This is a genomic window from Streptomyces sp. NBC_01214 (assembly GCF_026340975.1).
Taxonomy (GTDB): Bacteria; Actinomycetota; Actinomycetes; order Streptomycetales; family Streptomycetaceae; genus Streptomyces.
Genome location: NZ_JAPEOS010000003.1, coordinates 1,287,962 through 1,300,747 on the forward strand (window position 1 = coordinate 1,287,962; position 12,786 = coordinate 1,300,747).

11 protein-coding genes and 3 pseudogenes are annotated in these 12,786 nt (G+C 68.6%); 8 read left to right on the top strand and 6 right to left on the bottom strand.

What is annotated here, in order from left to right; translation table 11 throughout:
- Positions 1-14: 14 nt before the first annotated feature.
- Positions 15-518 (top strand): RICIN domain-containing protein, encoded by a 504-nt coding sequence (locus OG594_RS42210; protein WP_266607685.1) that lies wholly within the window; start codon positions 15-17, stop codon positions 516-518.
- A 307-nt stretch (positions 519-825) separates the two neighbouring features.
- Here the strand turns inward: OG594_RS42210 and OG594_RS47245 are convergent, their stop codons facing one another.
- Entirely contained in the window at positions 826-1,146 is a 321-nt protein-coding gene (locus OG594_RS47245) for an endonuclease domain-containing protein (RefSeq protein ID WP_323185488.1), read from the bottom strand.
- On the opposite strand from OG594_RS47245, the gene OG594_RS42220 reads away from it, so the two are divergent.
- The 3 genes from OG594_RS42220 (at position 1,069) to OG594_RS42230 (ending at position 3,858) form a co-directional block, all read left to right on the top strand.
- Positions 1,069-1,767, top strand: coding sequence for an HAD family hydrolase (locus tag OG594_RS42220; RefSeq protein ID WP_266607686.1), 699 nt, complete (start codon positions 1,069-1,071; stop codon positions 1,765-1,767). The genes OG594_RS47245 and OG594_RS42220 overlap by 78 nt on opposite strands.
- A gap of 168 nt (positions 1,768-1,935) precedes the next feature.
- Positions 1,936-2,442, top strand: coding sequence for a transposase (locus OG594_RS42225; protein WP_266607687.1), 507 nt, complete (start codon positions 1,936-1,938; stop codon positions 2,440-2,442).
- A 1,119-nt stretch (positions 2,443-3,561) separates the two neighbouring features.
- Positions 3,562-3,858 (top strand): barstar family protein, encoded by a 297-nt coding sequence (locus tag OG594_RS42230; RefSeq protein ID WP_266607688.1) that lies wholly within the window; start codon positions 3,562-3,564, stop codon positions 3,856-3,858.
- 88 nt (positions 3,859-3,946) lie between these two features.
- On the opposite strand, the pseudogene OG594_RS42235 reads toward OG594_RS42230, so the two are convergent.
- A pseudogene (locus tag OG594_RS42235) lies at positions 3,947-4,197 on the bottom strand (IS5/IS1182 family transposase); the annotation flags it as partial.
- 495 nt (positions 4,198-4,692) lie between these two features.
- On the opposite strand from OG594_RS42235, the gene OG594_RS42240 reads away from it, so the two are divergent.
- The gene (locus OG594_RS42240) at positions 4,693-5,103 is read left to right on the top strand and encodes a hypothetical protein (protein ID WP_266607689.1); all 411 of its coding nucleotides are present in this window, start codon (positions 4,693-4,695) and stop codon (positions 5,101-5,103) included.
- 594 nt (positions 5,104-5,697) lie between these two features.
- Complete coding sequence (locus OG594_RS42245) at positions 5,698-6,411, top strand: alpha/beta fold hydrolase (protein WP_266607690.1); 714 nt, start codon at positions 5,698-5,700, stop codon at positions 6,409-6,411.
- Positions 6,412-6,519: 108 nt separating this feature from the next.
- Here OG594_RS42245 and OG594_RS42250 read toward each other — a convergent pair.
- Positions 6,520-7,128: pseudogene (locus tag OG594_RS42250) on the bottom strand (IS5 family transposase); the annotation flags it as partial.
- A gap of 305 nt (positions 7,129-7,433) precedes the next feature.
- Between OG594_RS42250 and OG594_RS42255 the strand changes: the two are divergent.
- Complete coding sequence (locus tag OG594_RS42255) at positions 7,434-8,219, top strand: class I SAM-dependent methyltransferase (protein WP_266607691.1); 786 nt, start codon at positions 7,434-7,436, stop codon at positions 8,217-8,219.
- Here OG594_RS42255 and OG594_RS47250 read toward each other — a convergent pair.
- Positions 8,148-9,196: pseudogene (locus OG594_RS47250) on the bottom strand (helix-turn-helix domain-containing protein). The gene OG594_RS42255 and the pseudogene OG594_RS47250 sit on opposite strands and share 72 nt — an antisense overlap.
- 101 nt (positions 9,197-9,297) lie before the next feature.
- The gene (locus OG594_RS42265; RefSeq protein WP_266607693.1) at positions 9,298-9,627 is read right to left on the bottom strand and encodes a DUF6193 family natural product biosynthesis protein; all 330 of its coding nucleotides are present in this window, start codon (positions 9,625-9,627) and stop codon (positions 9,298-9,300) included.
- Between the two features lie 876 nt (positions 9,628-10,503).
- Here OG594_RS42265 and OG594_RS42270 point away from each other — a divergent pair.
- Positions 10,504-10,779, top strand: coding sequence for a hypothetical protein (locus tag OG594_RS42270; RefSeq protein WP_266607694.1), 276 nt, complete (start codon positions 10,504-10,506; stop codon positions 10,777-10,779).
- A gap of 68 nt (positions 10,780-10,847) precedes the next feature.
- Here OG594_RS42270 and OG594_RS42275 read toward each other — a convergent pair whose 3' ends face one another.
- Positions 10,848-12,644: a WG repeat-containing protein gene (locus OG594_RS42275; protein WP_266607695.1), complete on the bottom strand. Its 1,797-nt coding sequence runs from the start codon at positions 12,642-12,644 to the stop codon at positions 10,848-10,850.
- Positions 12,645-12,786: the final 142 nt, after the last annotated feature.

The window sequence follows — 12,786 nt, forward strand, 5'->3', positions numbered from 1 at the left end:
AAGGTCCTTGCGGCTTGGCTGCTCTGTCAGCTGCCCACGCGGCCGTACTGCCTGCCGAACTGCCTGCCGGGCTGGCCGTATCGTCCGCATCCACTGCTTCCGCCGCCTCAACCGAGTACGACGTCGTCAACCGGGGCAGCGGCAAGTGCCTCGCTGTCGACTGGGCGGCCGAATACCACGTGCTCAGCATCCAGTGGGCCAAGGGCAGCAGTGTCTGGGGCACTTTCTACGAGATCAAGAACGGTGACGGCCCGTGTCTCGGCACGTTGGCGGGAGGCACCAGCAACGGCACGGACATCGTTGCGCGGGAGTGCAACGGAGCCAACGACCAGAGGTGGTTCGTCGACCCCGTCGTGAACCCACCGGAGTACCGGACGATCCGCAGTCTGGCGGCCAGGTTCGCCGGCTCCAACAAGTGCCTCGGCATCTACAAGGAAGCCACCCAGGACGCTGCGTTGACTGCCACGCTGTGGGACTGCAACAGCCGTTGGGACCAGCAGCAGCAGGTGCAGCCCTGAACTAGGCGTTCCCCGGTGAGACCGGCCCTCGAGAGAGCCGGTCTCACCGGATTCCTCGAGGTCGAACTCGACGAATCCTGGCGGCTGTCGAGCAGCCGGGTCCCAGCGACGCGGGCGACAGCTTCTCCGCCTGACGTTCGGCGGACTCGGGTCTCGCCCGGCGTGTCCGGCGTGGGCTTCGGCGTGCAGCCGGCCCCCCCGACTCCCAGGCCCCGCATCTGCGACCTGCAGAAAGCAAAAATACGTACCTCCGGCCACGTCCTGGCCCGCCCGCCGCGGCAACCCGGCGGGCGGGCCAAGCCCTTCGCTACGGCGCGCTCTTGGAGGGCGTGGGTTCGCCCTCGCTGGTGTTGCAGCTGACGCACAGCGGCCCGCGGATGTAGCCGTAGCCGTAGCCGTGGCAGTGATCCCACCCTGCCGCCGGACCCTCCTTGCCCAGGCGACGCGGCCGATGAGGGCGGGCATCGTGGCCGATGCGGCGTGATTGACTTGCCGAAGACGGGTGTGGAAGCCTGCTCGTGATCTTGGATCGCCTTGCCTCGGGGGAGACATGCCGTTCTTCAAAGCCGTCCTGTTCGACTGGGTGGGAACGCTCATCGTCCCCAAGTGGGGGCCGGCCCAGGGGCAGCCGAAAGGGGGCCTGTGGATCGAGCGCTCATTGCGGCAGCTCGGACGTGACGCGTCGCAGTCGCAGGTGCAGCGGATCAGCTCGGCGTTGAGTACGGCGGGTGAGCGGCCGGACGTCGAGCAGGGCTGGGTCCGAGCCGACGCGTCAGCCGAGTCGCACCGCCGGGGCTACGACCGCTGGGTGAACGCTGCTGGTATCGACTCCGCGTTGGCCCAGGAGATGTACGCGGCGTTGTCCGACCCCACCGACGCTCGTTTTGCCACCGACACCGAGTCCAGTCTCAGAACCGTGAAAGCGGCGGGGTTGAAGGTGGCGGTCATCAGCGACATCCACTTCGACATCCGCCCGGGTTTCGTCAAGAACGACCTCGACGGTTACGTCGACCAGTTCGTGCTCTCCTTCGAGCACGGCCTCTGCAAGCCCGATCCCGCCATCTTCCGCGTTGCCCTGGACGCGCTCGGGGTGCAGCCCTGCGAGGCCCTGATGGTCGGCGATCGCTCCGGCTACGATGGCGCGGCTGTTGAAGCTGGAGTAGCCACCCTGCTTGTCCCGCCGCTGACACAGGTCTCCCAGGCGCGGCTGCACCTCGTGCCCGCAGCCTGCGGCATCGCTTCTCCCTGACGGCTCCGCCAGCGGAGCGGCCTCCGCGAGCGGCGGCCGCTCCTGACCGGGAACGGGGCGTCCCGCCCAGTGAGCTCTTTCAACCTGGGCACTGATCGGGTGACAGCGGCAGGGCGCGCAACGCACGAGACCCCGTGCCGTTGAGGGAGGTGTTCGAAGTCTCTACTCATGGGCACAGGAGCCCCGTTGGTTCCCCATCCTGCCGCACTCGGACTCCCGCACGCGCTGGTCGCCTTGGTGTACCTGCGCAAGCACGCCCCCCTTGCACAGATGGCCGCCGGCTTCGGGATTTCCGTCGGCACCGCCCTTGCCTACACCTCCGCCGTGGTTGCTGTCCTCGCCGACCGGGCCTATCAGGGAGGTGGACCGTGGGTGACCACCGGAGGTAAACGGCCTCCCGGCGGCGAACTGCTCCTGGCCCAGAGCGCGGTCAACCGAGTACTGGCCCCGGCCCGGGTACCCGTCGAACGTGCGATGGCGAGGCTCAAGATGCGCCCTAGAAGGTGCAGAGCGAAGCTAAAGAAGGACATGTGTGGAAAGCCGACCCATACGTCCCACTCGGGGACGAGGTCGAAGGTCTACCTCACGTCCGACTCGCGCGGTGATGCGGTGACAGGATCGCCGCGCTTCGAGCCAGTGCGGGCTCCTCTTTGCACCGGGCGGACGTCTCATTGAGCGGGAAGATCCTTGAAAGGGAGCGTGAGAGGCATGGCCAGTATCCGCAAGCGCCTTCCTGCTGTTGCCGCTGCTTCGGCGGCGGTCATTGCCGTCGCTGGGAGCATGGTGCTACCAGCCGCCGCAGTCGCAGTCCCGAACCTGCTCTCGCAGCCGGACACGTGCAAGTCGGGGTATGTGTGGCGTGAAGCAACTGGACCCGGGGATCATGTCTGCGTCACGCCCGGTGTCCGCGCCCAGGCTCAGGACGACAACGCCCATGCCGCAGGTCGACGGGTCAGCCCCAGTGACCCCACCTGCATCTCCGGGTATGTATGGCGCGAGGCGACCGCGAACGACCTCGTCTGTGTCACGCCCGGCACCCGCGCCCAGACAAAGGACGACAACGCCCACGCCGCCAGCCGCGTACAAGGGAGCTGACCTGGGTCTCGGCTGGTCCGTAGCCGGTGGTCTGTTGGGGTGGCGGGGCGAGCGAACGGAAGCCGTACCCGAGCGATTTGTCGGATGGACCGTGGTAGTTGATCGAGCCGGTGATTACGGTTGGAAGGACCGGCACCGCTCGGTCAGCGGCCACCAAGGCGCCTATGCGATGAGGTCGTGAACGCGATCCCCTACCAGAGCCGGACCGGCCGTCAGTGGGTCTACCCGCCCGCACGACCTGCCGCCGGAGAGTGCGACCTTCGCGCACTCGCACCATCCCGCGCTCCCGTCCCGAACGCGGCATGGCGGCCGAAGTCTTGGCTGAAAGGGTCAGTCGGAGGCAGACGCAACGTGGCGGGGATGACCCCGCACACACCGAGGCGGGTCACGACCAGGCGGGTGCGGCCCCGCAGCTTGGCGAAGCCCGCCCGATCGCCGGGCGCGGGAGTTGTCACCGTGAGGATCAGGGCGAAGGCAGGCGGGGGAGTGGATACCCAACAGGGTTCGGGGTGCGTCGAGTTCAAGGCGAACGACGCGGTCGAAGCCCAGCTGCCATCCGTAGGGGCCGACCGGCCGAGGCCAGCCAGCACGCCGCGGGCAATGTTTCCGGCTGTCATCGTGACGAAGGCCGGCGCTAGGGCGACGAGCACGTCTAGAGCCTGTCTCTTTGACTGGTGGCTGGTTGATTAGTCCGTTGCGATGACGGACAGCGAGTTGATCATTGACCTGCGGGGTCGGCGGATCGAGACACTCAACGATTTCTGGGACGCGGTGAGCGAGCCGTGCGGGCTGCCGGAGTGGTGTGGTGGGAATTTGGACGCATGGTCGGACACCATCAACACCCGAGGTATCTCGGACGTGATCGACAGCCATGACGTCCTTGTCATGCATGTAGACAAGCGGGGGCTCTTCGACGGGAGTCGGCGGGAAGGCCGGGCACTGGCCGAAATTTTCGAGCCACCTCAGAACCGGCTGGTCATCCACGCAACAGGCTGACGATTGAGGAGGTCGGCGAGGTGAAGCGCGGTTTGGTATGCGATGGCCAGGTAGTTGGTCGGTTCGCATGGCCAGGCCGTGCCGCTGCTTTGAGGCGGGCGATGCAGCGTTCGGCCGTGTTCCGCTGCTCGTATACCGCGCCGTCGAAGCCAGGCGGGAGACCCCTGCCCTGCCTCGCCGGTGGCGGTGACCGATCTGGTCAGCGGGCTGCGGGATGACAGCGCGGATACCGCGTCGACGGAGATGACCGCGGATTGCGCGGGAGGAGTAGGCGCGATCAGCGGGGACGACGGCCGGCCGAGTTCTCGGCCTCCACGGCCCGGTCCGCGGGATCCGGATTCTGGCCATGCCCGCCTCAAGGGCAGGCGCATGGCGGAGCGGATGATCGGCCGGACCCGATCCGGCCCAACGCGGCAGTCGGAGAAGATGTCGTACGAGCCTGGTGGTGCCGAGCGGAGCATCGCCCAGCACCGGCAATGTCTGCGAGTGCTCGTGCCGGAGACGCCTGGACCGACCGAGGCGGAGACCGACCCGGCGGGTCATCGACAACGGGCACCACGAGTATGACCGCCGGACACCCCAGCCCAACCGGCCACCCGACGTCACCCGCTACGGTCACAGCGGTGGAGGACCTCCAGGTGAGCTGGCTCAGGCCCCAGGGGCACGCGCTCGTCTGAGAGCGCTGCGAGAACCTGGGCGGCCTCACCCGTAGCCATGGCCGCTCGTAGTGGTTCCTTCCCACACCCCATTTCCTCAGCGTGTGGCTGTGGCAGGGCCTCAATGGTTCGGCTGGACGACCCGAGTAGGCTGCGGTCAAAACGGGGGTGGAAGATCTTGAACTTCGATGTGCCTGGCCCGGAAGCCGCCTGGCTGGAGGCACCCGTCTCAGCGTGCCCGAACCCGAACCCCGCGTGGCAGACGAGCATGTGGTGGTACGTCGCAGGCCTGTTCCGCGAAGTGGCCTGTCTCGCGCCTCCGTTGGAGGTCCTGGCGCACCGACTGAGGCTGTCGATCGAGCACGGCTGGGAAGAGCTCTCCGAGGTCGATGTGGCGATGGTCCAGATCAGAGGGATCCACTTCGCCCTCTACCGGCTGAACACCAGCCTTCTGAAGGACACCATCGTGTCGGTCCTCAAGGACACCGAGGACGACGAAGTCGCGATCAACGTCCTTCTCACCGCCCTGGGCATCGGCCCCGACGCAGTGACGTACCGGGGAAACGTACGAAGCGACGAGGCCCAGTGAGTGCCTGCAGAGCGTCAGATCCCATGCAGGATTGGGATCGGTACCGCTACGGGCACAGCAGTACCGTTTTGGAGGTGTCCGCGTAGCGGCGGACGGCGGGTGCGTCCGGCGGCGTAGGACGGCGGATGGTCTCGTCGCCTGCGGTGCGCAGGTGGTCGGCGAGCCGGCCGGGCAGGCCGAGGGTGAATTCCGGTTTCGGCGCGGCCTTGCCTTGTTGGTGCTGCTCATCGGCTCCGGCCGGGAGGACGTCGAGTTGCTCGGGCAGGTCGCGGGCGCCGGCGGCGTCCAGGACCCGGCGGGCCGGCCGAGCGTCTTGCCGGAGGCTGCGGCCGCGGCGATGCCCTCGCGGGAGGGCTCGCTGACCATGTCGCGCTGGAACTCCAGTACGGCGGGGAGGACCGAGGCCAGGTCGATGCCGGACAGCACCCCGGACTCCACCCGCAGGTGCAGGTTGCGACGGATGAGCACCGGCCCACGTGTCCCCGGCGGCCAGCAGCGCCGCCGGGGCGTGCCGTTGGCGGGCGGCGGTCTGCTAGGGCGTGCATCGAAAGTATCTTCTAGGAGATCGTCAGGCTGCCGGGCTACGGTGCGGGCATGGTGAATTTCGTGCTGGTTGCAGGTGCACGGCTCGGGGCGTGGGCGTGGGGCGAGGTGGTGCCGTTTCTGCGTGCGGCTGGCCACGGCGTCTATCCGCTGACGCTGTCCGGTCTTGCTGACAAGCGGGGTGTACCGGCGGGGCAAGCGACTCACGTCCAGGACATCGTTGCCGAGGTAGAACGCCAGGGTCTGCGTGACGTAGTCCTGGTGGGTCACAGCTACTCGGGCATCCCGGTCGGTCAGGCTGCGGAGCGGATCGGTGACCGACTGGCCCGCGTGGTATTCGTCGACTCAAGTGTTCCAACGGACGGCGAGTCGTTTGTCTCCGCCTGGCCGGACGGCGGGGAGGCAGTGGAGGCATCGATCGCCGAGAACGGGGGGTTCTGGCCGCTTGCGCCAGCTGCTCACTACGACGGCGAAGGTCTCACCGATGAGCAGATCGCACGCCTCGTGCGTGGCTCGACGCCTCACCCCGGTGCCACGCTGACCGAGCCCGCTGTGCTGGCGGGGCCGCTCGGTGAACTTCCGGCGACGTACATCCTGTGCGTGATGCCGGGGGCCGAGCCCGACGACGCCGAGCCCGACGAAGATGTGGCTGAGCTGCTGAACAGCAAGCGCTGGCGGCTGGTCAAGATGGACACCGGCCATTGGCCGATGTTCTCCCAGCCGCGCGAGCTGGCGCAGATTCTCCTCGATGCTGCCGTGGAGTGAGAGCACCTCCATGCCTGCGGGCTGGTTGTGGACGCGCTTGATGTGTACTGGTTGCAGCCATTCGTCGATGGCCGCTATGAGGACGGTCGCCTCGTAGCGGACCACTAGCTTGTCGTATCGCGTGGCGACGGCGCGGTACCTCTTGAGGCGGTTGATCCCACACTCGACCGCGTGGCGCTCACGGTGGTCGACCGGGTCGAACTTCGGCGGCCGGCCGCCGCGCTGCCCGGCCGTTACCGCGATCGACATGGGCTTCTGGCCCTGCTCGACGGCCAGGTGCACCTTGGTGGTGAACCCGCGGCGCGAGCGTCCCAGCCCATGATCACGGGACTCGGTGACGACACCACCCGGCGGTTCCTTCTGAAGGTCGCCCTGCTTCCCGGCTCCAGCCGCGTGCTGATGGGCGCGGCACACCGTGGAACCGACGCTCAGATCCCACACGATCGCACCCTTCCCATCGGCCGGGGACTGGAGCCGGCTGAAGACCCGGTGCCAGGTGCCGTTTCGCTGCCATCGGCGGAACAAGTCGTAGATCCTGCCCCACGGGCCGTACTCGACGGGCACGTCCCGCCACGGAACGCCCGTTCGGACCCGGAACCGCATGCCGTCGATCAACTGCCGCCGGGACCGGACAGGCGGCCGCCCCGCCTTCGCCCCCGTCGGCAACAACGGCTCCAACACTGCCCACTGTTCATCGGTGAGATCACCCCGCCCCATGAACGAAGATCATTCATCGGGGAAGATCCACTTTCGATACAGGCCCTACTGCCGCATCAGACAACGTTCGCCCTGTAGTGCCGCTGGAAAACTCCTGGAAATAGTCTCCCCGACGCGGCCGAGGATGGCCCCTTTCCGGCCTCTGGTGGGCGCTTGGGTGGACACCGGGGCGACGTCTGGAGGGGGTCTTCCCTGCCTTCTCCGGGGGTCGCAGCAGCCCACTCCGGCCGTCGTGATATGTCGTCTGACCTGGCCTTTCACGCCCGCCGTTCCTATCATCTGTCTCGGTCGAAAGGGGGGACCGGATGGACCGGACCGTACGCACTGTCGAGGACGTTCTCGCGCTCTTGGACGGGCTCTTCGCCTCCACAACCGAGGCCGGCCGCTTGGCGACGGGCGACGGCAAGGGCTTCTGGGACCGCTTCTATGCCGACCGGTCAAGGCCCGTCCCGTTCTTCGTGTCTAAGCCGGACGAGAACCTGGCCGCCTACCTCGACCGGGGCCTGATCGCTCCCGGTCGGGCCCTGGACCTGGGGTGCGGGCCGGGCCGCAATGCTCTGTACCTCGCATCGCGCGGCTTCGAGGTGGACGCCGTCGACCTCTCTCCCGTTGCCGTCGCCTGGAGCGAGGACCGGGCCCACGAGGCTGGAGTCGACATCCGCTTCCTGTGCGGTGACGCATTCGCCCTCCCCGCCAGCGAGTTGAACGGCCCCTACGACCTGGTCGTCGACTCAGGATGCTTCCACCACCTACCGCCGCACCGCCGCGTCAGCTACCTGGCCCTGCTCGACCGCGTCCTCGCACCTGGCGGCCATCTCGCACTCACCTGCTTCGCCGCCGGCGAGGCGGGAACGGGGTCGGAACTCGCCGACGCGGACCTCTACCGTGAACGCGAGTTGCAGGGCGGCCTCGCCTACACACCCGAATCGCTGCGCTGGATCTTCTCTGACCTGGTAGAGGTCGAACTGCGCCGCATGCGTGAGGAACCACCCGAGTCGGCACTGTTCGGCGTGACATTCCTATGGACCGCGTTGTTCCGTCGGGGCGCGGCTGCGGCAGGCGACGTTCGCCCTGTTCACGACCCCGCGTAGACGCTCGCCCTGTCCATGCTCGTTCCGCCAGATGATGTAGCGGCGGATCATGCTTCCCTCCTCCTTGTGACTGGCGTGGTCGGTGCCGTCGAGGGTGCAGTAGCGCAGGGCGGCGAACTGGCCCTGGATGCGGTTCAGTCATGAGGAGCTGGTCGGGGTGTAGGCGATCTCGACGTTGCGGCCTCGGCCCGGTACACGACCTGGCGGCACCGCTTCGTGGTCAGGTGCGACGAGTGGTTGTCGCACACGATCGCGATGCGCTTCCCGATGGGGTGCAGGGAGCGCAGGTAGCGGCAGAACTCCAGGAACTTGGAGCGGTTCTTGGTCTTCTTGATGTGGCCGTAGAACTGGTCCTTGCCCGGGTCGTAGGCGGCGAACAGATGCCGGACGCCGCGTGGGCGGGTGTAGGTGGACCGACGACGTGGCCGTGGCTCCCGTGCTCGGGGACGACCTCGCCGTCAGCGATCGCGTACAGGTGCTAGACCCGGGCCTTCTTCGCCTCGTAGCCGGGGTCGCTCGAGGCCTGCCAGGTCTTCACGGGCCCGAAGGCCCTCGTGGCCGATGTCGTCGACCACCCCCTCGTCGTCCACCCCCTCGGCGACCACGAAGTCGGCCAGCTTGACCAGGCTCCAGGTCGAGAACGGCAGGCCGGGTTCGGCCGGCTTGGACTTCGCGATCTTCTTGATCTCGCGGCGCTCGGGCAGCGTGAAGATGCGGGGCCGCCCGCCCTTGTACTTCGGGTAGAGCGAGTCGAAACCGTCGGCATTGAAGTTGTGCAGGACGTTGCGGATCCGATCCGGGCTGGTGAACGTCACCGTCACGACCTCGGCGACGGAGATCCCTTGCGCGGACGACAGCACCACCTGGGCACGCCGCCAGGTCACCACCGACCCGGTGCCCAGGCGAATGATCCGCAGCAGCCTCTGGCCCTCGTCGTCGCCAATCTCCTGCACCCGCACCCGCACCGGCACCCGCACCCGCACCCGCAGCCGTTCAGCCACCTAGCCGGTGGAACGCCGAAGGTGGACGCGGTCGGCCCTGCCCGATCGTTTTCCCTCCTGTGGCGCCGGTGCCGCGCTCAGGAGTCTCGTACAGGGTTCTCAGAGGACGTTTGGAGTAGGTCGGCAGGGATCCGGTCGACGGCGATGGCGATCGCTTCGGCGACTGTGGCGACCTGGTGCAGGGCGGGGCCGTTCCACCACTCCCTGATGGTGTAGTCGCCGGTTCCCAGGGGGGAGTCGATCGACACGAAGGACGGGGAGAACGGGCCGTCGGGCGTGTGGGCGAAGCCCAGTGCCCAGTAGCCGGTGTAGGGGTAGAGCCTGCGGAGCTTCGGTTCGGCGTGGGCGGCTCGATGAGCGCCTGGTACTCCGGCCAGTCGGCGCCATCGGCATCCTTCAGTAGCCATTGCCACTCTGAGGAGATGACGTCGGCGGGGTTCTTGTCGGGGACCTCGAAACGTCCGGTCAGGAGGTCGAAGGTCGCAGCCCGCCTGATCTCGTCGAGGCCGGCCCCCTCCGCCCAGCCGCGGATCACTGGGGGAAGTGCACGCATGTCCTCGGTGCTGCCGCAGATCATGAGCCTGTCGTTGAACGAGCCCCAGATGGTCCAGCTTCGTTCGTATTGATGCGCCAGAACGTAGGACGAGTGGCGTTGCGGGACGACACTGGTGATCGTGGCATGACGCAGTGGATTGGACGGGGTGACGGCCAGGGGAAGGGACAGGCCTTGGTCAGCGGCTGCGGCTTGGAGTGCAGCGGCGAGACTGCCGTGGGCGGCCACGTCCGGGTAGAGGACGGCTGGGTCTGGTTCGCGACTCATGGTGTTCCGAGCTCCGCCCCCTGTGGCGCGCCGTGGTGGCCATCGTAGGCGGCCCGAAGGGGAGGCAGAAGGCCTGCGGTGATCCAAGGCCCCGCTCACGGACGGCGGCGCGGTCCACGGTGCACGTCAAGGACGCGGTCGGGGCTCACCGCGGGGTGAGGGATCCAACTCCCCCGGCCGGTCGGCGAGGTCCAGCCCGTCTGGTCCGGCGCGCCGTCTCGTTCGCCCTGGTTGCTTCTCGGAACCAGGACCACCTGCCGTCGAGGCGGTGGGCAAACCCGTGGCGCGTACGTACCGTCCCGGGTCAGGTGGGCGGGAGTCTGCACCGGATGAACGCGGCCGAGCGTTCCACGTTCGTGCGGGACCTGGCGCAGGCTGCCTACGAGTTCACTCCCGCAGGGCTCGGCGTCCTCTTCGAGGGTGGCTGGCGCGAGCGCAAGACCGAGCCGCCTGGCTGGTCGCTGTGGCCCACAGGACCGAGTTCCGCGACCTCATCGGCCGGCTCCTGCTCGCCAGTGCCTACCTTGATCGCTACTTGTCGCGTCCCGACCTCGACTACGACCAACCAGCGCCGTCCTCGGGACGCTCCTGCCAGCAGGCCGTGAAGCAACTGTGCGCTTTCGTCGACGAGTCGGCTGAGGCCTTCGCCTCGCTGGCCTGCGCCCGATGTCACGGGGTACTCCTGTTGCTCCGCCATCACTGCGTGCGGGCCCGCGTGGTCAGTAGGGTCCACCCGTAACGTCACTCAGGCGGAACACGGCGCACGGCGCACGGCGCACACCGCGCCGCTACGGCCGGTGGCTACGGCTAGGGCTGCGCGGCCTCGTCGGACTGCGCGACGGCGGCGAGCCAGAGCTGGATCTCCACGTCCCCGTCGCCGACCAGGAAGTAGGACTGCAGGACGAGCTGCTGGGTGCCGACTTGCCACACCGTGGACGACTCGCCGTCGCCGTAGCGCAGGCACAGCTCGGCTCCCGGGAGCGGGTTACCGAAGCGGGCGGTGAGCCGGCCGATCATGTCGGCCTCGATCTCACCGAACCGTTCGTTCGCCCAGTCCTGGAGGAAGGAGAACTCGTGCTGGTGCTCGGCATAGAGAAAGGTCTCCGCGACCACGCTCATGGCGCCGAACGAAATGCCGTCCGCGTCCGGGTCGTCCTCGGCCTCGGCGGGCTCGTACGGGTCCTCCCTGCTGTCGAAGATCAGCGAGCAGGGCTCGAACGGGCGGGGCTCGGCGGCGAGCAGCTCGCCCGCGAGGTCGGCAACGTCCCGTTCCGGGGCGCCGGGGTAGACCAAGTACGAGTGGGCCTCTTGGCAGTGGGCGGGCTCCACGGACGCGAAGGTGCCCTCGGCCTCGGTGGTCTCCCAGAGGGTCGTCCCGGCCCGGTTCACCAGGCGCAGGACGGCACCGTCCGCGCTGGCCTCGACCCGGCAGACGTCCATGCCGTCGCGGTCCACGTGGGCCACCCCGCCGTCGCGGGTGACGAACGCGGCGAGTCCGGTCCGGTAGCCGAATCCGAGGACCCAGCCCCCGGCGTCGGTGAGGGGCTCCAGATGCTGGACGGGGATGAAGCGGCCGTCTGAGCGCAGGACGCCCCAAGCCCGCCCGGAGGGGCGGTTGGCGGCGGCCGCGCGGGCCTCCTCGGGGTCGTCCTCGTCCAGGGGTTCGAGGTAGTGGGCCACCGCGGCGCCTGCGTCGTCGAAGTCCTCCGCCCACTCGTACTCCTGCTCGATGACCTCCTCGCCGGCGGCGTCGAGGTAGCCGTGCGCGTAGCCGTTGTCGAAACGGACCAGCCCGCACCGGAATTCCTCGGAGAGCCGGTTGCTCTCCGCCTTGATCACCAGCTCGCCGCGGGCGTTCAGGAAGCCCCGGAAGTGGTCGCCGACGGTGCCGCCGAGGACGTAGGCGAGGCCGTTCGCGGCGAAGGGGTTGAACATCCGGAAGGACGGCTCGACGATCCAGTTCCCCTTCTCGTCGATCAGGCCCCACAGGTCGCCCACTCGCACGGGCGCCGTGCCGTCGGGCCCGAAGGGCCGTGCCCCGTCGAACCGCGGCTCGATGACCGTACGGCCCGTGCGGTCGATGTAGCCGCAGAGTCCGCCGGCGGCCATCCGTACGCCGGCGAGCCCGTTCGGCGCGAACGGCCCCGCCCCTGCGTGCTGCGGGCGTATCACGAAGCGGCCCGTGGCGTCGATGTAGCCCGTCCCGTCCTCGGTGCGGGCGGCGGCCAGGCCGTGGCGGAACACGTGGGCCTCCGTCAGGGTCGCCGGTATGACGGGTGTGCCGTCCGTCCCGGCGTAGCCCCAGCGGCCGTCCTGCGCCTGGAACCGGGAGAGTCCGTCGTCCTCGAACATCTCGGTGTAGGGCAGCGCCGGTTCGGCCAGCCACGCACCGCGGTGGTCGAGGTAGCCGCACCGGCCCTCGAGGTCGGCGGCGGGGGCGACGAACCCGCCCCCGCCGTCCGGGTGGAACGCCCCGACCGCGCTCAGCTTCGGCGCCCGCACCAGTCGCCCGTCGGCGCCGACGAGGGCGTACCGCGTCCCGGAACCGTCCGGCCCCGCGCAGGGGACGACGTACGGCGGCGGGGCGGTGGTGCTGGACGGCATGGTGCGGCTCCTCGCGCGGGGGCCGAGGCAGCGTCACCGGCTGCGCGGCCCGGGGATGATCAGGCCTTGCCCATGCTAGAGCGCCCCTCCGACAACGCGTCCCGTCCCGGTGGCAGCGCCCGTGCCGCCGGCAGTGCCCGTG